Raw genomic sequence first — 20,962 nt, forward strand, 5'->3', positions numbered from 1 at the left:
GACGGTCGGATGGTCTCCGGCTCAGGGGGAGTGGCGGTCGAGGCGCCAGCGGGGGCGGGGGCAGCCGGTGCGGTCGATGACGACCTTGGGCGGCAGGGCGAGGTCGTGGAACGGGGATTCGTTGGAGTCCATCTGGTACCCGGCGGTGTTCGGGTAGACGAGGAGGTCGCCCGTGCGGGGGCGGCGGGGGAAGCCGACCTTGCGCCAGGTGAGCATGTCGGACTCCAGGCAGGTGGCCGCCCCGACGCTCGCCGGGTACACCCCGGCGGGCCCAGTGGGGTCCTGGGACAGGAGGTGGGGATCGGGCAGGTACTCGCTGTTGAACCACTGCTCGGACAGGCTCAGGCTGGTGCCGTCGACGGTGAGGATCCGGTACCCCGCGCGCTCCTTGACGCCCTGGATCCGGAAGACGGTGGCCCCCGCCCGGTCGAGGAGGGCCCGGCCGGGCTCCAGGAGCAGGACCACCCCGGCGTCCCTGAGGAGGCCGCCGAGCGGCCGGCCGCGGCCTTCGGGCCGGGCCGCCAGCAGCGCGGCCAGGGCGTCGGCGCCGGAGACCGGCGAGTGGTAGGGGTAGAAGTCGCCGGTCCGGAACGTCTTGCCCGCGTGGTAGTGGCGGCTGTGGTGCCGGGTGAGGAAGGTGTGCCAGCTGTCGGCGTCGGTGTAACTGACGGGCAGGCCGCCGCCGATGCTGATGCGGGCGGCCTCCAGGCCCCGGGCGCGGGCCTTGAGGCACAGGTCGACGAGGTGTCCGGCGAGGTCGGCGCGCGGTTGGAGGGCGTAGCCGGACAGGTGGAAGCTGAAGCCCTCCATCCGGAGCGCGTCACCGGCCCGGACGCAGCGGTCCGTCGCGGCGTCCAGTTCGGCACCGGTCATTCCGAAACGGCTGTGCGGCTGGGCCGGGGGAAGGCAGCGCAGCAGCACGCGGGCGGGACGCACCGGTCCGGTCAGGGCGATGGTGACGAGGGCGTCGAGCTCTTCCAGGGCGTCGACGGCGATCAGGGCGCCCTGCTGGACGGCCAGGCGGAGCAGGACGGTGTCCTTGGCGGGGCCGGTGACCACGAGGTGCTCGCCGCGGACGCCGTGCCCGAGGGCTTCGCGCAGCTCGCCGGCGGAGGCCACGTCCACCCCGGCACCGCCCGCCGCCGCCCGTTCGGCGAACACGGCGGCCTTGTTGGCCTTCTTCGCGAAGTACACGAAGCCGTCCACGCCCGCGGCGGCGAGGGCGTCCCGCAGGGCCCGCAGGTTGGCGTCGAACGCCTCGGGCAGCAGGAAGTGGAAGGGGCCGCCGAGGGCGTGGGCGAGTTCGGGCAGGAGGCCGCTGGCCAGCACGGCCTCCGTCGCGGCGTCGGGGAGGGGAGGGAGGGCGGGGGAGTGGCCGGTGCCGGGGCTCACTGCCACAGTGGCACCTCGGTGCCCAGGCCCTGGCCGATGGCCAGCTGGGCGAAGCGGTGACCGAGGGCGATGTCGGTGACCACGAGCCCGCTGTTGTAGGCGAAGACGCGTTCGGTGCCGCTCCCGCGGCCCGCGGCCTCCCCGGCCAGCACGGGCGCCAGCTCGGCGTCGACCGCGGGGAACTTGCCGTCGGCGTCGGCCATGTCGGTGCCGGTGACGTGCATCTGGGCCTCGCTGGTGGCGATGACCCGGTCCGCGTGGTGCAGGGTCGAGGGCGAGAGCCCGTGTCCGACGAGGACGGACAGCGTGCCGGGCCCCAGCCAGTCGGCCTCGATCGCGGCGGGCGTGTGGGCGCCGGCGGTCGCGACGATGACGTCCGCTTGGGAGGCGGCCGCCCGCAGGTCGGTGACGATGTCCACGTCCCGGTCGGGGAAGTGGGCGCGCAACCGCTCGCGGACGGAACCGATGCCCTCGGGGTGGGTGCCGAACAGCATCAGCCGGTCCAGCTCCGGCAGCGTGGTCAGCAGGAACGGCAGGGCGAGGCGGCCCTGGGTCCCGGTGCCGACGACCAGCGCGGACCGGGCTCCGGGCGCCGCGCACTCCCGGGCCAGCAGGGCGGAGACGGCGGGGGTGCGCAGCGAGCCGATGCGGGAGCAGTCCATCATGGCCACGGGGAGCCCGGTGCTGTCGTCGTAGAGCGTCAGCGCGGTGTAGTAGTGCTGTTCCTCGCGGCCCTTGTCCAGGCCGTGCTTGTACGAGGTTTTGATCGCCACCACGTCGCGGGAGCCGTCCCGGCCCAGCATCGCGTAGGAGACGGAGTGTCCGTCCTGCGGTTTGACGGTCAGCTTCCGGGGGTTGTCGGACCGGCCGGCGTGCAGGGTGCGGTAGGCGCCCTCGACGGTGGCGACCACGTCGGCCAGGGACACGTCGATCCCGGCCAGGTCGGTGGTCGACAGGACGCGCAGGTGTGTGCCGTCGCAGGCCGCCGGGGTGGCGGCGGGTGCGGCCGGGGTGTCCGTCATGGTGGGTCACTCCTCCGGTGCGGGACGGGAGTTCAGCTCGGGTGTGCTTCGAGGGCGGTCTGGCCGTATCCGTGCTCGCCGGCTTCGGCGGAGGGGCGGGTGCGGCGTCCGGGTACCCGGACCGAGGCGCGCTTGAGCCAGCGGTCGGTGCCGTCGTACCGGGCGCGGAAGGGGACGCGGCCGTGGACGACGAGGTCGTTGTCCACGACGAGGACCTCGCCGGGGCCGAGGCTGACGGCCACCGAGACGCGGGCGAGTTCCTCCGACAGGCGGTCGTACGCGGACCGGTACGCGGCGTCCGCTTCGTGCAGGGGGGTGTACGCGGGGTCGTAGCGCAGGGTCATCCCGTCCTCGCCGGCGTGGAGGGCCGGTACGGCGGGCGGGGCCCCGCCGTTGTAGCCCTGGGCCGCCCGGTAGGCGTCGTCGGGCAGGATCGGCAGGACCGGCCGGGTCAGCAGGGCGATGTCGGTGTCCGCGAGGCGGGTCCTACGGATGCTGGCGGCGGTGGTGGCGATGCCGTCGGGGTTGCGCAGGCAGCCGAGCATCAGCAGGTGGGCGCGGCCGGGGTGGAAGGCGTCCTCCGTGTGGGGGCTGAGGAGCACGGTGCTGGAGGCGCCCGTCTGTTCGGTCTCGTGTCCCCGGGAGGGGACGATGTTGTGGACGAAGCGGCCGTCCTGCTGGCCCTGCCAGGCGATGGGGTTGCCCATGACGGTGGCGAGCAGGAGCAGCGCGATGTCGTACACCGCGCCGCTGTCGTGCGCGGTGGCCCAACTGGCGGGCGTCGCGCCGATGGCTCCGTCGTGGACGGCGAGGCCGCGCAGGACGAACAGGCCGTCGGCGGTGTCGACGGGGCGGCACTGGTGGCGCAGGGCGTCGCCGAAACCGCCGGCCACCTCCTGGACCCGCGCCAGGAGGGCGGGGCTCGTGGCGGACGTACCGAACGTGGCGAGCAGTTTCTCCGCGGCGTCGCGGAGTTCTCCCGCGGTGTGGGGGTTGAGCTGGCGGACTGGGGCGGCTGCCGTGCTCATGGCGAAGGAATCCGTTTCGTTCGGATGGCAGGGGGGAACCCGGTTTCCTGGCGCGGTTCATCTCTCCATGACGGGGCGGGAACTGTCAACTGGCAACGCCTCAACGGCAGTTGGCGTGCCAGCCGTGAACCTGCGGAACCGGCGAACGATTCGAACGCTAGCAGGAGATGAAGGTAAGGCAAACCTTACTAACGGGTTGACGTTCACCCGGATTCGGATACGCGTCCCATCGCGAACGACGGCTTGCGGAAATGGTTGTCATTAGGATAGGCAAACCTAAGAACACCCCAGCCCGCTCAGTGGATCGAGGACGTACGTGAAGATGAACAGGCGTCAAGTTCTTTGGTCCGGAGGAGCGTTGGGCGCGGCGGCCCTCCTCGCCGCCTGCTCCTCCGGGGAAGCCGGCACCGCGGACGACCCCGCGGCGGGTGACGGCAAGCCGAAGAGCGGGGGTACCCTCCGCGTCGGCGCACTCGGCCGCGCCGGTGCCATCACCCGCGACCCGCACGGTTCCCAGGCCAACGAGAGCGACTACCTCGTCATCGCGCTGGTCTACGACACCCTCACGACTCCCGGCGCCAAGCCCAACACCCGTCCCCGGCTGGCCGCTTCGTGGGAGCCTTCGGCGGACCTGAGGACCTGGAAATTCAAGATCGCCAAGGGCGCCGTCTTCCACGACGGCAGCCCGGTGACGGCCGACGACGTCGTCTGGTCGCTGCGGCGCCTGCGCAACACCCCCTCCGGCGCTTCCCGCCTGCCCGGCATCAAGCCGGAGAACATCACGGCCGAGGGAACCGACACCGTCGTCCTCGTCTCGGACCACGCCAACGCCGAACTGCCGCTCCTGACCCGCCTGACGACCTTCGTCCTGAAGAAGGACACCGCCGACGGCGCGCTGGAGAAGGCGCCCGGCACCGGCCCGTTCAAGCTGGACTGGTACCGCGGCGGCAACGCCCGCCTGGTGCGGAACGACACGTGGTACGGCGGGACCGTCCACCTCGACGCCATCGAGGTCACCATGTTCGAGACCCCCCAGGCGATGGCCAACGCCCTTCTCGCCGGGCAGATCGACGTCGCCTCCAACGTCGGCGCGGTCGCCGCCCGTACCGCCGAGGCGCGCAAGGACGTCCAGGTCCTGCGCCGCCCCAACGACATGGCCATGCCGATCGTCATGCGTACCGCCGCGGGCAGCCCGTTCGCCGATCCCCGCGTCCGCGAGGCCATGCGCCTGATCGTCGACCGCGAGGCCATGGTCAAGCAGGTCCTCTCCGGCTACGGCACCGTCTCCAACGACATCATGGGCACCGGGGACCCGAACTTCGCCAAGGACATCCCGCAGCGTGCGCGGGACCTGGCCAAGGCCGGGAAGCTCCTCGCCGAGGCGGGATTCGACCTGTCCCGGACCTACGACCTCGTCACCACCGAGGACATCCCCGGACTCGCCGAGTCCGCGACCCTCTTCGCCAACCAGGCCAGGGAAGCGGGCGTCAAGGTCCGGGTCGTCAAACAGGAATCCGGCGCCTTCTGGGACAAGACCTGGAAGAGCGGCGACTTCTACACCACCTACTGGGGCACCAACGACTCGGTCGTCTTCTTCGCCTCGAAGACCATGGTCACCGAGGCCGCCACCAATGAAGCGGCCTGGTCCGACAAGGAGTTCGACGCCTCCTACCTCAAGGTCGTCGGAACCGCCGACGAGACCGCACGCGCCGCCGCCCTGAAGGAGCTCCAGCGGATCGAGTACGACCGGTCCGGCTACCTGCTGTGGGGCATGGCCGACGGCATCGACCTGGCCGCCGCCAAGGTCCAGGGCCTGCCCAGGCTCGCCGGATACGGCCGGGTCCAGCTCGAGGGCGTGTGGCTGCGTTGAGCCACCCGGCCCGGGACGAGAAGGCGGCCGCCCCCGCACGCCCCGGGGCGGCCGCCGCCTCACGGCGTGCCGCCGCCCTGGCCACCAGGGCGGCCAGGGCGGCCGGGGCGGCGGCCCGGCGGGCCCTGCTGCTCGTCGTGCTGCTGGCCGTCGTCTTCGCCGCCGTCGAAGCGCTGCCCGGCGACGCCGCCACCGCCGCCGCCGAGCGGGGCGAGAGCGCCGCCGACCTGGCGGCGCGACGGCACCTCCTCGGACTCGACCGGCCGCTGTGGGAACGCTTCTGGGAATGGATGACCGCCCTGCCCACCGGCGACCTCGGCACCTCGGCGCGGGGCCGGCGGGTCACCGAGCTGCTGGCCGACCCCCTCCCCAACACCCTGCTGCTGGGGGCGACCGCGTTCCTCCTGACCGTCGTCCTCTCCCTGGCCCTCGGCTGCTGGGCGGCCTCCCGCCCCGGCCGGCTGACCGACCGGATCATCGGGCACACGGCCACCGCCTCCTTCGCCGTACCCGAATTCGTCATCTCCGTCCTGCTCCTGCTGCTCCTGTCGCTGTGGACGGGGTGGCTGCCCGCCGTCACCGTCACGGGAGCCGACGGGGCTCCGGCCGCCTGGACCATGCTGATCATGCCCGTCATCGCCCTGGTGATCCCCCAGACCGGCTGGAACACCCGCATCGTGCGCGGCGCCCTCGCCGACCAGGCCGCGACCCCCCATGTCGAAGCCGCCGTCCTCGACGGGCTGCCGGCCCGTCACGTCCTGCTGCGCCACGCCCTCCCGGGCGCGGTACCGGCGATCGCCACGGGCGTCGCCACCTCCACCGGCATGCTCCTGGGCGGAGCGGTCGTGGTGGAGACCCTCTTCAACTACCCCGGCATCGGAACCGTCCTGGCCGGCGCCGTCGCCGCACGCGACACCCCGCTCATCGCCGGGGTCGTCATCTGCGCCGGTGCCGTCATCAGCCTCGTCCTGCTGGCCGCGGACCTGCTCCGCGCCCGCACCCTGGGAGTCCGCGCATGAGCGCCGCCACCGCCGCCGCCACGAGGACGCGGCCCCTGCCCGGACCGATCCGGGCCGTGCGCGGCATCGCCCCCGCACTGCTCCTCGTCCTGCTCGCCCTCTGCGGGCCCTTCCTCGCCCCCCACACCGTCGACACCCCCGTCACCGCCCCCTACGCGACCCCCGGCCGGGACGCCCTCCTCGGCGGGGACCAGCTGGGCCGCGACGTCCTGAGCCGTGTGCTGCACGGCGGCACCGCACTCATCGGCAGCGCCCTCGTCGTGGCCGTCACCGTCACCCTGCTGGCCACCCTGCTGGGCTGCGCCGCCGTGCTGCGCCCGGCGCTCGGCCGAGCCGTCGAACGCACCGCGGACGTGTCCATCCTGCTCCCGTCCGTCCTCGGCATCATGCTCATCGCCCTGGCCTGGCCCGGGGGCGGCCGCGGCCCGGTCGTCATCGCCGCCACCGTCCTCGGAACCCCGTACGCGGTGCGCATCGTCGCCGGCGCCGCGGCGCCCCTGGCGAACTCCGGCTACGTCGAGGCCGCCGTCACCCGCGGCGAGGGGCTCGCGTACATCGCCGTGCGCGAGCTGCTGCCCAACCTCCGCGCCACCGTCCTCGCCCTGTTCGGCCTGCGGTTCGTCGAGGGCATCTACGTGATCTCCATGGCCGGTTTCCTCCAGATCGGCCCCCAGCCACCCGCCGCCGACTGGGCCCTGATGGTCCGCGAGAACGCCCCCGGCATCCTCCTCAGCCCCTGGGGGGTCCTCGCCCCGAGCCTGGCCATCGCCGTGCTCGCCATCAGCGTCAACCTCGCCTCCACCTCCCTCGCCCCCCACTCCGTACGCAAGGCGGTGACCACCTCGTGAGCGACGCCGCACCCCGGGCGGAAACACCTCGGGCCACGGCCCGGGCCGTCCCCGACAGCCCGCCCCTGGCCACCGCTACCGGTCTCGAAGTCTCGATGGAGGACGGCAGCGTCCTGCTGCGGCCGACCTCGGTACGCATCCACGCCGGCCGCGTCACCGCCCTCACCGGCAGCTCGGGCTCCGGCAAGACCACCCTGCTCCGCGCCCTCATCGGCCACCTCCCGCCCGGCGCCGCCGTCACCGCCGGCACGCTCGACGTCCTGGGCCACGACCCCGTCGCCCTCGCCCCCGGACAGCTGCGGCGACTGCGGCGCTCGCGCGTCGCCTACGTCGGGCAGGACCCCGGCTCGGCCCTCAACCCGCGGATGACCGTGCGCCGGCTCGTCGCCGAAATGGCCCCCGACCGCGGCCACGCCACCGTCCTCGGCCTCCTGAGCGAGTGCCGGCTCCCGCTCGGCGACGGCCTGCCCGACCGCCGGCCCACCGCCATCTCCGGAGGCCAGCAACGGCGTGTCGCCCTCGCCCGCGCGCTGGCCCGGACCCCCGACATCCTGCTCCTCGACGAGCCCACCGCGGGACTGGACCCCGCCCTGCGCGACGAGATCGCCGAGCTGCTCCGTGACCTCGCCGCCGAGCGGGGGCTGGCTGTCGTCATGGCCACCCACGACCCCGAACTCGTCGGCGCCTGCGCCGACCACACGGTCCGCCTGACGCCCGCCCGGCCCCCGGCCGTCCCCACACCGCGGACCCCGCCACGCCCCTCTTCCGGACCTCCCGCCGCCGCCCGGAAGGAGGGCCAGGGGCTGAGCGCCCGCGCCGTCGGCGTCACCTTCCGGCACGGCGGCACCCGCCACCGCGTCCTCGACGCGGTCGACTTCACCGCACCCCCCGGATCCGCCACCGGCATCGTCGGCCCGTCCGGCTCCGGCAAGACCACGCTGCTGCGGGTGCTCGCCGGACTGCACCCCGCCGACACCGGCAGCCTGGAGCTGGACGGCCGGCCCCTGGCCTCCCTGGCTCGCAAGCGCACGCGGGAGGACCAGCGGCGCATCCAACTGGTCCCGCAGAACCCCCTCGCGGCCCTCAACCCCGCGCGCACCGTCGGCGCGGCACTGTCCCGGCCCCTGCGCGTGCACGGCGGCCTGTCCGGGGCGGCCGTACCCGGCCGGGTCGCCGAACTCCTCCGGCAGGTGGGACTGCCGGCCGGGTTCGCCGGCCGCTATCCGGCCGAGCTCTCGGGCGGTCAGCGCCAGCGGGTCTCGATCGCCCGCGCCCTGGCCGCCGGACCCGACATCCTGCTGTGCGACGAGATCACGTCCGCCCTCGACCCGGACACGGCCCGCGCCGTCATGGAGCTGCTGACGCGCCTGCGCGCCGAGCACGCGCTGAGCGTGGCCATGGTCTCCCACGAACTCCACCTGATCGGCGCCTACACGGACACCGTGCACGTCCTGGAGGGGGGCCGCCTGGCCGGGTGCGGCCCGACCTCAGCGCTCGTGCCCGCCGGCTGATCCGGTGTACCCCTCGCCGGGGGCGTCGCGCAGGCCCAGGCGCAGGTGCTCGACGTGGAAGAGGGCCTGGTCGAGCAGTTCGGCGACATGGCCGTCGTACAGCTCGTAGACGATGGAGCGGCCCCGGCGCTCACCCGTCACCAGGCCCAGGTTGCGCAGCAGCCGCAGCTGGTGGGAGCAGGCCGACTGCTCCATGCCGACGGCCTCGGCGAGTTCGCCGACCGGGCAGGGGCCCTCCTGGAGCCGGGCGAGGATGTGCAGCCGCGAGGGCGTGGCCAGGGCCTGGAGCGTCGCGGCGACATCGGAGGCGCCCACGGCGTCCAGCCGCTCGCGGGTGCTGACCGTGCTCTTCGAATCGACTCCGTGGCCCATGGGCACCATCCTACCGGCGATACATGAAGAGATGTTCATTCGTTCCTGTATCCTGACGGTGTCGCCCCTCCCGTGCCGTGAAGGGTCTCTTCGCCATGCCTTCCTCGCCTTCCACGCTCACCGAGCGCTCCCCCTCCGCCGCCTCTTCCTCCGCGAGCCGCCGGGGTGCGCTCCGGCCCCGCCGTACGCGGGTCCTCGCCCTGGCCGAGGCCCGCTGGGCCGCGGCGGCGACCGCCGCGTTCCTGCTCGCGCTCCCGCTCCAGCTGACCGGAGCTCCGCCCTGGCTCTGGGGGCCGCTCTACGCGCTCGCGTACGTGACGGGCGGCTGGGAGCCGGCCTGGGCCGGCGTGCGGGCGCTGCGGGAGAAGACCCTGGACGTGGACCTGCTGATGATCGTGGCCGCGATCGGGGCCGCGGCGATCGGACAGGTGATGGACGGCGCGCTGCTGATCGTCATCTTCGCCACCTCCGGCGCCCTGGAGGCCCTGGCCACCGCCCGCACCGCGGACTCGGTGCGCGGCCTGCTCGACCTCGCCCCGGCCACCGTGACCCGGCTGCTCGGCGCGGGCGGGACGGAGACGGTCACCGCCGAGGACCTGGCGGTCGGCGACACCATCCTGATCCGCCCCGGTGAGCGGGTCGGCGCCGACGGCCGGGTGCTGTCCGGGGCCGGTGAGGTCGACCAGGCCACCATCACCGGGGAATCGCTGCCCGTGCCGAAGCGGGCGGGTGACGAGGTCTTCGCCGGCACCCTGAACGGGACGGGCGCACTCCGGGTCAGGGTGGAGCGGGAGGCCTCCGACTCGGTGATCGCCCGCATCGTCGCGATGGTCGAGGAGGCCTCGGAGACCAAGGCCCCGACGCAGCTGTTCATCGAGAAGATCGAGCAGCGGTACTCGATCGGCATCGTGCTCGCCACCCTCGCGGTGTTCGCCGTACCGCTCGCCTTCGGCGACGACCTGACCGGCGCGCTGCTGCGGGCGATGACCTTCATGATCGTGGCCTCTCCGTGCGCGGTGGTGCTGGCGACGATGCCCCCGCTGCTCTCGGCGATCGCCAACGCAGGTCGGCACGGCGTCCTGGTGAAGTCGGCCGTGGTGATGGAGCGACTGGGTGAGGCCGACGCGGTGGCGCTGGACAAGACGGGCACCCTGACCGAGGGCACCCCGCAGGTCACCGACGTCCGCCCGCTGCCCGGCAGCGGTCTCGACGAGGACGGTCTCCTCGCGCTCGCGGCGGCGGCCGAGCACCCCAGCGAGCACCCCCTCGCCCGTGCCGTCGTCGAAGCCGCACGCCGGCGGGGCCTGAGCCTGCCGACCGCCGAGGACTTCACCTCGGCTCCCGGCGTGGGCGTACGGGCCACCGTCGGCGGGCGCACGGTCGCGGTCGGGGCCCCCCTCCGGCTGGCCGGTGCCCGCGGACACGGGACGGCGGGCGCCCTGGCGGTGGCCGGGAGCCTGGAGGACGACGGCCGTACCGCGGTACTGGTCCAGCGGGACGGGGCACCGGTCGGGCTCCTCGGCATCACCGACCGGCTGCGCCCGGACGCGGCCGCCACCGTCGCCGCCCTGGCCGCCCTCACCGGTGCTGCCCCGACGCTGCTGACCGGGGACAACCCCCGTGCCGCCGCCCGTGTCGCCGGGGAGGTGGGCATCACCGACGTCCGCGCCGGGCTGCTGCCCGAGGACAAGGTCGCCGCCGTGAAGCGGCAGGAGGGCGCCGGCCGCAGGGTCCTGGTGATCGGCGACGGCGTCAACGACGCCCCGGCACTCGCCGCCGCCCACACCGGGATCGCCATGGGCAGGGTCGGCTCCGACCTCGCCCTGGAGGCGGCGGACGTCGTCATCGCCCGGGACGAACTCGCCGCGGTACCCACGGTGGTCGCCCTGTCCCGTGCCGCCCGGCGCCTGGTGACGCAGAACCTGGTGATCGCCTCGGTGTTCATCTCCGCCCTGGTGATCTGGGACCTCGTCGGACACCTGCCCCTCCCGCTCGGCGTCCTCGGCCACGAGGGGTCCACGGTCATCGTCGGCCTCAACGGCCTGCGGCTGCTGCGCGAGTCCGCGTGGCGGCGGGCGGAGGCGGCGACCGGCCGCTGAGCGGAGGCACCAGCGCCGCGGACCGGAATGCCATCTTCCGAAAATCTCCACATGGTGTGCGCGAAATCGGACGGACCCCTTCCGTCGTCGTCCGGACCGCCGGACCAGCCGATGCGTTTGCTGGCTGTATGTCCGCATATCGCCCTAGGGTGAGGAGGGTCGCGCATATCTGTTACTCGATCTCACGGAGAGACTGTGGTCATTGCGTGAACATAGCTGCACGCCGGTGGGCAGGAGTGAAGGCGGCGCCGTGATGGGGCGTCAACTCAATTAGGCCGGTCACCCGTTCGCGTGCTTCTATCTGCGCACCGCGGCGGTTCGGAAGAACAGCGGCCGGCATTTCCGGCCGTTGAACCGCCGTGGCCGTGGAACATTTCGATGAAGGAAAGGTGCGCACGCATGCGTAACGACATTGAGACCCGTGAGATGGACGACGCCGAGCTGGACGCCGTCTCCGGTGGCATCGTCAGCGTCAACGGTGGCCTGGCCGGCGCCGTGACCGGCGACGTCAGCACCGTCCTGGGCGCCGTGGGCTCCCTCCAGACCGTCCAGGCCGCGCAGGGCCTCGTCGGTGCCGCCCCCGGTCTCGTCTCGGGTATCACGGGCGTTTCGGTGCACACCGGTATCGCCGGTCTCTGATCGGAATATGCCCCGAACCCCGGAGTGCCCCCCGCGGCTCCGGGGTTCACGGCTGCCCTTGATCCCACTCCCACTTCATTCGAATGCGGTTGAAGGAATAGTTCGTGCAGTTCCGCCAAAAGGCGCTTTCCAAGCTGCAATCGCCCGAAGAACTCGACCTGCCCGTACGTTTCGCGCGCCCGCAGGGGCGCCTCGTACTGGCCGTCACGGTCGTCGTCATGGCGGCCGCGAGCTTCTGGGCCGTCACCGGCACCGTGTCCGCGAAGCAGAGCGCACCCGGCGTCCTCACCCGTGCCGAGGGCAGCTACACGCTGCAGAGCCCCGTGTCGGGCCAGGTGACCGAAGTCCTCGCCGAGGAGGGCCGCATCGTGTCCCCCGGAACGCCACTGCTCACCGTCCGCACGGACCAGGGCGACCGGCCCGTGCGCGCCGTGGCCGGCGGCCGGGTGAGGACGATGGCGGCCAGGACCGGCTCGGTCGTCACGACCGGCGCCGAGGTGGCCACCCTGGAACGGGTGCGGGGTCCCGAAGACCCGCTGGTGGCCGTGCTGTACGTGCCCGCCGGCAGCGGCCCGGCCATCCCGGTCGGCGCCCCGGTCGACTTGAGCGTCCAGTCCGCCCCCCGGCAGCGGTTCGGCGTGCTGCGCGGCCGCGTCCAGGCGGTCGGCCGCGTCCCCCAGACCGAGACCCAGCTCAGGGGCTTCCTCGGCGACAGAAGACTCGCCGAACAGTTCTACCGGCTGGGCGACCCGGTCGCGGTACTCGTACACCTGGAGCGCTCCACCACCACCAGGTCCGGCTACGCGTGGTCCTCCACGGACGGACCCCCGTACACCCTCGACTCCCCGACGCCGGTCACCGGCTCCGTCCATCTCGCCGCGCAGCGACCCGTCGACTGGCTCCTGCCGTGAGCGCCCCGCGCCGTCGCCGCCGCCCCGGACCGGCGGCCGGGACCACGGGACGCCGCCGGTCCGCGCACACCCCCGGGGGCAGGACGCCCCGGGCCGTACGCACCCCGACCGTGCTCCAGATGGAGGCGGTGGAGTGCGGCGCCGCCGCCCTGGCCATGGTGCTGGGACACTACGGACGCTTCGTCCCGCTGGAAGAGCTGCGGATCTCCTGCGGCGTCTCCCGTGACGGCTCCCGCGCCGGCAACCTCCTCAAGGCCGCCCGGGGATACGGCCTGCGGGCCAAGGGCATGCAGATGGATCTGGCCGCGCTGGCCGAGGTGCCCGCACCGGCCGTCCTCTTCTGGGAGTTCAACCACTACGTCGTCTACGACGGCATGGGCCGCCGCCTCGGCCGCAGGGGCGTCCACGTCAACGACCCCGGCAAGGGCCGCCGCTTCGTACCCCTGGACGAGTTCGACACCAGCTTCACCGGCGTCGTGCTCACCTTCGAGCCCGGTGACGGATTCCGCCGCGCCGGCAGCAAACCCGGCGTCCTGGGCGCCGTGCCGGCCCGCCTGCGCGGCACGTCCGGCACCATGGCGGCCGCTGTGATCGCCAGCCTCCTGCTCGTCGTCGTCGGCTCGGCGGTACCGGCGCTGAGCCGCACGTACATCGACATGTTCCTCATCGGTGACCAGACCTCCCTGCTCGGCGTGCTGTTCGCGTCGATGGCGGTCGCCCTCGTCCTCACCGCGACGCTCACCGCGCTGCAACAGGCCAACCTGCTGCGCGGACGCGTCATCTCCTCCACCCTGGGCAGCGCCCGCTTCCTGCGGCACCTGCTCAGGCTCCCCGTCGCCTTCTACTCCCAGCGCAGCCCGGCCGACCTCGTCCAGCGCCTCCAGTCCAACGACGCGGTCGCCGAGACCCTCGCCCGCGACCTCGCCGCCGCGGGCGTGGACGCCGTCGTCGTCGTGCTCTACGCGGTACTGCTGTGGACGTACGACCCGCAACTCACCGTCCTCGGCGTGGCCGTGGCGCTGCTCAACGTCGCGGCCATGCGGATCGTGATCCACCTGAGGTCCACCGGCACCCAGAAGCTGCGCGCCGAGAGCGCCCGCCTGACGAACACCTCCTACAGCGGTCTCCAGCTCATCGAGACGATGAAGGCCACCGGCGGCGAGGACGGCTTCTTCCGCCGCTGGGCCGGACAGCACGCGCTCACCCTCGAAGTGCAGCAGCGGCTCGGCGTGCCCAGTGCCTGGCTGGCCGTCGTCGCACCCACGCTCGCCGCGCTCAACAGCGCGCTCATCCTGATGCTCGGAGGCCTGCGGGCGGTCGAGGGGCACCTCTCCGTCGGACTGCTCGTCGCCTTCCAGGCACTGGTGACCAGCTTCACCGCGCCCATCACCCGCCTCAATGGGGTCGCCGGACGCGTCCAGGATTTCGCGGCCGACGTCGCCCGCCTCAAGGACGTCGAGAACTTCCCCGTCGACCCGGTCCACTCGCGGCGGGAGCCCGCCGCGAGCACGCGCCGGCTCAAGGGCCACGTCGAACTGGACGCCGTCACCTTCGGCTACAGCGCCCTGGACGCCCCCCTGCTCAAGGACTTCTCGCTGACGGTCGGCCCGGGACAGCAGATCGCCCTCGTCGGCGGGTCCGGCAGCGGCAAGTCCACCGTGTCCCGGCTGATATCCGGCCTCTACACCCCCTGGTCGGGCGCCATCCGGATCGACGGCATGCGGCTGGCCGACATACCCCGCGGCGCGCTGGCCGCCTCCGTCTCCTTCGTCGACCAGGACGTCTTCCTCTTCGAGGGCACCGTCCGCGACAACGTCACCCTGTGGGACCCCTCCATCCCGGACGAGGCCGTCGTCGCCGCCCTCCGGGACGCCGCCGTGCACGAGGTGGTCGCCCGCCGCCCCGGCGGCATCCACAGCCGCGTCGAGCAGGACGGCCGCAACTTCTCCGGCGGCCAGCGCCAGCGCCTGGAGATCGCCCGGGCGCTGGTCCGACGCCCCAGCGTCCTGGTCCTCGACGAGGTGACCAGCGCCCTGGACGCGGCCACCGAACAGGTCATCATCGACAACCTGCGGCGCCGGGGCTGCGCCTGCGTGGTCATCGCCCACCGGCTGAGCACGGTGCGCGACAGCGACGAGATCCTCGTGCTCGACGCGGGCACGGTCGTGGAACGCGGGCGGCACGAGGACCTCCTCGCCGCGCGGGGCCCGTACGCCGAACTGGTCAAGGAGCACTGAGGTGACGACCCACCACCACCCCTCGGCCCCCGCCGCACAGCCGGGCGCGGACCAGGGCGGGAGCACCGGACGGGAAACCGACCCGGTCGTCACGGCGCTGGGCGGCCTGGGCACGCCGGTCGACCGCCCAGGCCTGCGCAGCGTCTCCCTGGAGGGCCCACTCGTGCTGTGGCTGGTCGTGCACGGCGCGCTGGACCTGTTCGCCGTCGACACCGCACAGGCCGGGCCCTGGCACCACCTGGGCCGGCTGGAGGCGGGCGCGCTGCTGATGGGCCCCGCCGAGGGCACCGGGCACACCCTGGTCGGCCGCACCCCGCACGGCTGCCGGCTGCGCCGCATCGAGCTGCGGGAGCTGCACCGCCCGCCGTACGGCGACGAGTGGCACGGGTACGGGTACGGGAACCCGGGCCAGGGACCGTACGGGTACGCCCAAGCCGGCGGCCGGCTCAGCCCCCTGGAGGACGCCTTCGCCCTCGGCGTCGGCCGCGGCCTGCGCGTCCTCTACGAGGCACCGCTCGACGGCCGCGCCACCACCGGCCACGCGGGGGACGACGACGAGGTCCTGTGGATGCGGATCACCCCGGGCAGCGTGCAGTACGGCGCCGCGTACGAGGCGGAGCCCGTCGGCACCCTCCTCCTCGACGGGGCGATGTGGCAGGGCATGGTCGACCAGCAGTACCGGCTGCTCCACGCCCTGGACGACTGGATCGAACAGCTCGAGCGCGCCCACGAGGGCCGCACCGCGGCCGGCATCGAGGCCGGCCGGGCGGCCCGCGTCCAGGCGGACCGGGCGCTGCTCTCCTCCATCGGCGGCTCCGGCCGGACGTCCGGCCGCGGGGCGGGCGACGACGCGACCCTCGGCGTGTGCCGGCTGGTCGCCGCCGAGGCCCGCATCACCCTGTCCGGACCGGGCGCCACGGCCACCGTCGCCGAGCACGCGGACCCCGTCGAACGCATCGCGCTGGCCGCCCGGATCCGCACCCGCCCCGTCCGGCTGGGCGGGCGGTGGTGGCGGGAGAACAGCGGTCCCCTGGTGGGCCGGCGCGCGAAGGACGGGACACCGGTCGCCCTGCTGTGGCGGCGCGGCCGGTACGAGGCGGTCACCGCCTCCGGCCGCCGCGAGCGGATCGGCGCGGCCACCGCCGGCTCCTACGAACCCCGGGCCGTCATGTTCTACCGGCCGCTGCCCGAGGGGAAGCCCGGCCTGTCGGCCCTGCTGCGCTTCAGCGTCCACGGCACCCGCGGCGAACTGCGCGGCCTCCTGCTGGGCGGGCTGGTCGCGGTGCTCCTCGGCGCGCTGGTCCCCATCGCCACCGGAAAGGTGCTCGGCCAGTACGTCCCCGAGGCCGAGACGGGCCTCATCGTGCAGACGACCCTCGCGCTCATCGCGGCCGCCGTCGTCTCGGCCGCCTTCATGCTGCTGCAGAACACCGCCCTACTGCGCATGGAGGGCCGGATCGAGGCCACGCTCCAGCCCGCGGTGTGGGACCGGCTGCTGCGGCTTCCGACGACGTTCTTCGCGGGCCGCTCCACGGGCGAACTGGCCAGTGCGGCCATGGGCATCAGCGCCATCCGCCGCGTACTGTCCGGCATCGGCCCGGTCTGCGTACAGGCGGGCACCGTCGGCACCGTCAACCTCGTCCTGCTGTTCGTCTACAGCGTGCCGCTGGCGCTGGCGGCGATCGCCATGCTGCTCGTCATCGCGGCGGTACTGCTGGGCCTGGGCCTGTGGCAGCTGCGCTACCAGCGCCGGCTGGTCACGCTCGGCAACAAGATCAACAACCAGGCCTTCCAGACCCTGCGCGGGCTGCCCAAACTGCGCGTCGCCGCCGCCGAGAGCTTCGCCTACGCCGCCTGGGCCCGGGAATTCGCCCGTACCCGTGAGCTCCAGCAGCGCGCCGGCCGGATCCAGAACCTCATCACGGTGGTGGGCGCCGTCCACCTGCCGCTGTGCACCCTGGTGATGTTCGCGCTGCTCGCCGGCCCGGCCCGCGGCACCATGTCGGCCGGCGAGTTCCTCACCTTCAGCACCGCCGTGACGATGCTGCTGTCCTCGGTCACCCAGCTGACCGGCGCGCTCCTGTCGGCCGCCGCCGTGCTGCCGATGTACGAGCAGGTCAAGCCGGTGCTGCGGGAGACCCCCGAGGTCCGCGGAACCAGCACCGCGCCGGGCGTGCTGAGCGGCGCCGTGGAGGCCCGGCAGCTGTCGTACCGGTACACCGACGACGGCCCCCTGGTGCTCGACGACGTCAGCCTCCGCGTGGAACCCGGCGAGTTCGTCGCCGTCGTCGGCGCGAGCGGCTGCGGCAAATCGACCCTCCTGCGCCTCCTCATCGGCTTCGACAAGCCCTCCGGGGGCAGCGTGCTGTACGACGGCCAGGACCTGGCGGCCCTGGACCGGGCGGCCGTCCGCCGCCAGTGCGGGGTGGTCCTGCAGAACGCCCAGCCCTTCAGCGGCTCGGTCCTCGACTGCATCCGCGGCGCCGAGGCGTACTCACTCGAAGAGGCCTGGGAGGCCGCCGCCATGGCGGGTCTGGCCGAGGACATCAAGGCCATGCCGATGGGCATGCACACCATGCTCTCCGAGGGCGGCGGCACCTTCTCGGGCGGCCAGCGGCAGCGGCTGATGATCGCCCAGGCCCTCATCCGCAAGCCGCGCGTCCTGTTCCTCGACGAGGCCACCAGCGCCCTGGACAACGAAGCGCAGCGCGTGGTCATCGAATCCACCCGCACCCTGCGCGCCACCCGCGTCGTGATCGCCCACCGGCTGTCCACCATCATGGACGCCGACCGGGTGATCGCCATGGCGGACGGGCGGATCGTCCAGCAGGGCCGGCCCGCGGACCTGCTGGCCGACCCGGCGGGCCTCTTCCACGAGCTGGTACGCCGTCAGCTGCGCTGAGGCGCGGGCCCCGACGGGACGCGCCCGTCATGGATCCCGTGGGCGTTCCGGCAGCGCCGCGACCGCCGCCAGCACCTCGTCCACCGTGATGCGCAGCAGCCGTACGTCCGGTTCCGAGCCGTGCGGGTCACCCGGGCGGAAGGGGTCCTCGCCCGGCCGGAGCCGCCACAGAGCGCGGTGCGGGCCCTGCGCCGGCGGCCCCCACAGCCGGGGCGAGACCGGACCGAAGAGCACCACGGACGGAGTGCCCAGTGCCGAGGCGAGATGGGCGAGGCCGGTGTCCCCGGCAACGAGGCAGCGCGCCCGCGCGACGAGCGCGGCGAGTTCGGTGAAGGGGACGTCCCCTTCGCCGCCGATCACCGCCTCCGGAGGCAGCCCGGCCTGCCTGGCCACGTCGTGCGCCAGCCGTCCCTCGCCGTGACCGGCCGTCACCAGTACCTCGGCCCCGGCCCGGGCGAGGCGGCGGCCCACCTCGGCGAACCGCCGGGCGGGCCAGCGCCGGGCCCCCGCGTCGGCGCCCGGGTGCAGCAGCACGGCGCCCGGCGCGGGGGAGGGGCGTCCGGGTGCGGTGATGCGCAGGTCGTCCGGATCGGCGTCGAGTCCGTACCAGGCCAGCAGGCGGCACCAGCGGGACCGTTCGTGCTCCTGGTCGTCCCAGGGCGGTCCGGGCGGCTCGGGGAGTCCGGGATGCCGGAACGCGAGGAGCCGCCCGGGGCGCAGGGCCCGCAGCGGCAGGCGGCTCGGGGGTCCGTTCCCGTGCAGGTCCACGGCGACCTCGGGCGGCGGCCCCCGCCAGGGCAGCGTCGTGGGGACCTCACGGCCCGGGGCGCTGGTGGGCAGGAGGCGGTCCACCGCCCCCGTGAACCGTGCGGCGCTGCGCAGGCGTGCGGGAGCGGCCAGCACCAGCTCGTGGGCGGGCCAGGCCCGCCGCAGCGCGCGGAGCGCCGGCACGGCGGCGAGCAGATCGCCCAGGCCCAGCGCGCGCAGGACCAGTACGGCCGGCCGGCGGGAGCCGGATCCCTGGACGTCCATCAGCGGGCCGGCGGGCGGGCCGCCGCGGACGCGAGGGCGGCGCGCCGGGCCAGGCCGGTGGTGGAACGGCCGTCGAGATACGGCAGTACGACGGCCTGGCCGCCCCAGGACGCGAGCACCCCCGCCTCCGGCAGGTCCTCGCAGGAGTAGTCGCCGCCCTTCACCCAGACGTCCGGGCGCAGCGACCGCAGCAGGGCCTCCGGGGTGTCCTCGTCGAAGGGGACGACCGCGTCGACGCTGCCCAGCGCGAGCAGGACCCGCAGCCGGTCCTCCAGGGGAGTGAGCGGACGGCCCGGCCCCTTCAGCCGCGTCAGGGACGCGTCCGAGTTCACACACACGATGAGGCAGTCGCCGATGCTCCGGGCGCTGTCCAGCAGCCCCACGTGGCCCGCGTGCAGCAGGTCGAAGCAACCGCCCGTCGCCACGACGGTCCCTCCCCGCGCCCGTACGGCGTCGGCGAGGGCGAAGGCGTCGGTCTCGCCGCCGCTGTAGTCGGTGCGGGCGGGGCCCGCGCCCGGATCCGGCCACAGGGTGTGCGAGGAGACCCCGCCCGCCGTGATGAAGGCGGCGGCCCCGGCCGTCCCGCGCGTCACCGCCTCCTCCGGCAGTGCTCCGTCCGCCAGCGCGCAGGCGGTCAGCGCGGCGAAGCAGTCGCCGGCCCCGCAGGGGTCGCCCTTCGCCCGATATGGGGACGGAACGAGCAGGGGGGCCGCCGCGTGGGCGCGCACGAGCAGCGCGCCGCGGTCGCCCAGGGTGACGGCCACCCCGGCCGCCCCCCAGCGCCGTGCCAGCGCGGATCCGCGCCGCGCGTGAGCACCCCAGGAGTCCCCTTCGTCCGGGACGAGGGCCGCGGCCTCGGCCGCGTTCGGGGTGACGAGCCTGGTGCCCGGCACGGGCGGGCCGCCGCGCGGGTGCGGGTCCCACACCACCGGCACCTGACGCACGACGCCGGACAGCAGCGGACGCATCGCCTCGACGGTGCCGCGTCCGTAGTCCGCGACCAGCACGGCGCGCGCCGCAGCCAGCGCCTCCCGGGCCGCCCCGGGGGGCGGGCCCACCGTCCCGCCTCCCCGGTCGACGCGGACGAGGGGCCTGCCGCCGGCCATCACCCGTGCCTTCACCGGCAGTGTTCCGCGCAGGGGCAGCTCCACCAGCCGCAGCCGGCCGCTCAGGGCGTCCCGGACCTCCCGGCTGGCCGCGTCGTCGCCGAGGGCGGTGATCAGGGTGACCTCCCGGCCGGTGCGGGCCGCGAGCAGTGCGGCGAGCCCGGCCCCGCCGGGACGGGATCGGTCGGAGGTGACGTCGACGACAGGTGCGGGGGCGTCCGGGGCGAGACGGCCGGCGACCCCGTCGATGTCGCGGTCGAGGAGGACGTCACCCACGACGACGACAGGCTGGTGGCGCCCGCTCACGAGGCCCCCTCGGCGGCCGCCACGGAGGGCTTCACCGCGATCTTCAGCCTGCGGGAGGGCCTCGGGGTGACGGCCGCGTCGAAGGACTCGCAGAGCAGGTGGACCGCCACCAGGTGCGCCTCCTGCACCGTGGCCGTCGAATCCGCGGCGATGCACAGGGCGTCGTCGGCGGCCTCGGCGAGCGGGTTCGGAGCGGGCCCGGTCAGGGCCCACACGCGTACGCCGCTCGCGCGGGCCGTCATCGCCGCGGACAGCAGGTTCGCACTGCGGCCCGAGGTGGACAGCAGGACCAGGACGTCACCGTCCCGGCCGTGTGCCGCGACCTGGCGGGCGAAGACCTGCTCGAAGCCGTAGTCGTTGCCGATGGCGGTGACGCTGGACGTCTCCGCATGGAGGGCGATCGCGGAGTACGCGGGACGTTCCCGCCGGTACCGGCCGACGAGTTCGGCCGTGAGGTGCTGGGCCTGCGCCGCGCTGCCGCCGTTGCCCGCGGCGAGCAGCCTCCCCCCGGCGCCCAGGACGGCCGCCAGGTGGGTGCCCCATTGGGAGATCCGGTCGAGTCCGTCGCGGCGCAGGGCGTCGAGCGCCTCCTGCAGTGACCGGCAGTGCCGGTGCGCTTCCGAGGTTCCGTGGGAAAGGCTGGGGTCCATGGCGTTGACCCGGCCGCC

The 20,962-nt window shown here is 74.1% G+C and carries 16 protein-coding genes; 9 read left to right on the forward strand and 7 right to left on the reverse strand.

Features of this window, described 5'->3' with window-relative positions:
- Window positions 1–21 precede the first annotated feature (21 nt).
- Genes ACFY7H_RS02855 through ACFY7H_RS02865 form a run of 3 tightly spaced genes read right to left on the reverse strand, consistent with a single transcriptional unit; the run spans window position 22 to window position 3,442 of the window.
- Window positions 22–1,398: a Y4yA family PLP-dependent enzyme gene (locus ACFY7H_RS02855; protein ID WP_388932082.1), complete on the reverse strand. Its 1,377-nt coding sequence runs from the start codon at window positions 1,396–1,398 to the stop codon at window positions 22–24.
- Entirely contained in the window at window positions 1,389–2,414 is a 1,026-nt protein-coding gene (locus ACFY7H_RS02860; protein WP_388932084.1) for an ornithine cyclodeaminase family protein, read from the reverse strand. Before ACFY7H_RS02860 ends, ACFY7H_RS02855 begins: the two co-directional genes overlap by 10 nt.
- Window positions 2,415–2,446: 32 nt before the next feature.
- Window positions 2,447–3,442: a TauD/TfdA family dioxygenase gene (locus ACFY7H_RS02865; RefSeq protein ID WP_388932087.1), complete on the reverse strand. Its 996-nt coding sequence runs from the start codon at window positions 3,440–3,442 to the stop codon at window positions 2,447–2,449.
- A gap of 322 nt (window positions 3,443–3,764) precedes the next feature.
- Here ACFY7H_RS02865 and ACFY7H_RS02870 point away from each other — a divergent pair, with 322 nt between their 5' ends.
- From ACFY7H_RS02870 to ACFY7H_RS02885, 4 genes are read left to right on the forward strand one after another with little or no spacing between them, the layout of a single operon-like run.
- Window positions 3,765–5,312 carry an ABC transporter substrate-binding protein gene (locus ACFY7H_RS02870; RefSeq protein ID WP_388932090.1) on the forward strand — a complete coding sequence of 516 codons (1,548 nt, stop codon included), beginning with the start codon at window positions 3,765–3,767 and terminating at the stop codon, window positions 5,310–5,312.
- Window positions 5,300–6,331 (forward strand): ABC transporter permease, encoded by a 1,032-nt coding sequence (locus tag ACFY7H_RS02875; RefSeq protein WP_388932092.1) that lies wholly within the window; start codon window positions 5,300–5,302, stop codon window positions 6,329–6,331. Before ACFY7H_RS02870 ends, ACFY7H_RS02875 begins: the two co-directional genes overlap by 13 nt.
- A complete protein-coding gene (locus ACFY7H_RS02880; protein WP_388932095.1) occupies window positions 6,328–7,179 on the forward strand; it encodes an ABC transporter permease in 852 nt (283 codons plus the stop codon). Before ACFY7H_RS02875 ends, ACFY7H_RS02880 begins: the two co-directional genes overlap by 4 nt.
- On the forward strand, window positions 7,176–8,690 hold the full coding sequence (locus tag ACFY7H_RS02885; RefSeq protein WP_388932098.1) for an ABC transporter ATP-binding protein: 1,515 nt from the start codon (window positions 7,176–7,178) through the stop codon (window positions 8,688–8,690). The genes ACFY7H_RS02880 and ACFY7H_RS02885 overlap by 4 nt, the downstream gene beginning before the upstream one ends.
- On the opposite strand, the gene ACFY7H_RS02890 is transcribed toward ACFY7H_RS02885, so the two are convergent.
- Window positions 8,667–9,062 carry an ArsR/SmtB family transcription factor gene (locus ACFY7H_RS02890; RefSeq protein ID WP_388932100.1) on the reverse strand — a complete coding sequence of 132 codons (396 nt, stop codon included), beginning with the start codon at window positions 9,060–9,062 and terminating at the stop codon, window positions 8,667–8,669. The two genes, ACFY7H_RS02885 and ACFY7H_RS02890, sit on opposite strands and share 24 nt — an antisense overlap.
- Window positions 9,063–9,157: 95 nt before the next feature.
- Here ACFY7H_RS02890 and ACFY7H_RS02895 point away from each other — a divergent pair, with 95 nt between their 5' ends.
- The 5 genes from ACFY7H_RS02895 to ACFY7H_RS02915 all read left to right on the forward strand — a co-directional run bounded on the left by ACFY7H_RS02895 (window position 9,158) and on the right by ACFY7H_RS02915 (window position 17,850).
- The gene (locus ACFY7H_RS02895) at window positions 9,158–11,161 is read left to right on the forward strand and encodes a heavy metal translocating P-type ATPase (protein ID WP_388932102.1); all 2,004 of its coding nucleotides are present in this window, start codon (window positions 9,158–9,160) and stop codon (window positions 11,159–11,161) included.
- A 399-nt stretch (window positions 11,162–11,560) separates the two neighbouring features.
- On the forward strand, window positions 11,561–11,800 hold the full coding sequence (locus ACFY7H_RS02900) for a hypothetical protein (protein ID WP_388932105.1): 240 nt from the start codon (window positions 11,561–11,563) through the stop codon (window positions 11,798–11,800).
- Window positions 11,801–11,904: 104 nt separating this feature from the next.
- Window positions 11,905–12,711: an HlyD family efflux transporter periplasmic adaptor subunit gene (locus ACFY7H_RS02905; protein WP_388932107.1), complete on the forward strand. Its 807-nt coding sequence runs from the start codon at window positions 11,905–11,907 to the stop codon at window positions 12,709–12,711.
- Between the two features lie 119 nt (window positions 12,712–12,830).
- Window positions 12,831–14,948 carry an NHLP family bacteriocin export ABC transporter peptidase/permease/ATPase subunit gene (locus ACFY7H_RS02910; protein WP_388932286.1) on the forward strand — a complete coding sequence of 706 codons (2,118 nt, stop codon included), beginning with the start codon at window positions 12,831–12,833 and terminating at the stop codon, window positions 14,946–14,948.
- Window positions 14,949–15,045: 97 nt separating this feature from the next.
- A complete protein-coding gene (locus ACFY7H_RS02915; RefSeq protein WP_388932289.1) occupies window positions 15,046–17,850 on the forward strand; it encodes an NHLP bacteriocin export ABC transporter permease/ATPase subunit in 2,805 nt (934 codons plus the stop codon).
- A 27-nt stretch (window positions 17,851–17,877) separates the two neighbouring features.
- Here ACFY7H_RS02915 and ACFY7H_RS02920 read toward each other — a convergent pair whose 3' ends face one another.
- From ACFY7H_RS02920 to ACFY7H_RS02930, 3 genes are read right to left on the reverse strand one after another with little or no spacing between them, the layout of a single operon-like run.
- On the reverse strand, window positions 17,878–18,882 hold the full coding sequence (locus ACFY7H_RS02920) for a glycosyltransferase family 9 protein (protein ID WP_388932109.1): 1,005 nt from the start codon (window positions 18,880–18,882) through the stop codon (window positions 17,878–17,880).
- Complete coding sequence (locus ACFY7H_RS02925; RefSeq protein ID WP_388932112.1) at window positions 18,882–20,294, reverse strand: PfkB family carbohydrate kinase; 1,413 nt, start codon at window positions 20,292–20,294, stop codon at window positions 18,882–18,884. The genes ACFY7H_RS02920 and ACFY7H_RS02925 overlap by 1 nt, the downstream gene beginning before the upstream one ends.
- Complete coding sequence (locus tag ACFY7H_RS02930) at window positions 20,291–20,944, reverse strand: SIS domain-containing protein (RefSeq protein ID WP_388932115.1); 654 nt, start codon at window positions 20,942–20,944, stop codon at window positions 20,291–20,293. Before ACFY7H_RS02930 ends, ACFY7H_RS02925 begins: the two co-directional genes overlap by 4 nt.
- Window positions 20,945–20,962: the final 18 nt, after the last annotated feature.

The sequence above is a fragment of the Streptomyces sp. NPDC012794 genome (assembly GCF_042901085.1).
Lineage (GTDB): Bacteria > Actinomycetota > Actinomycetes > Streptomycetales > Streptomycetaceae > Streptomyces.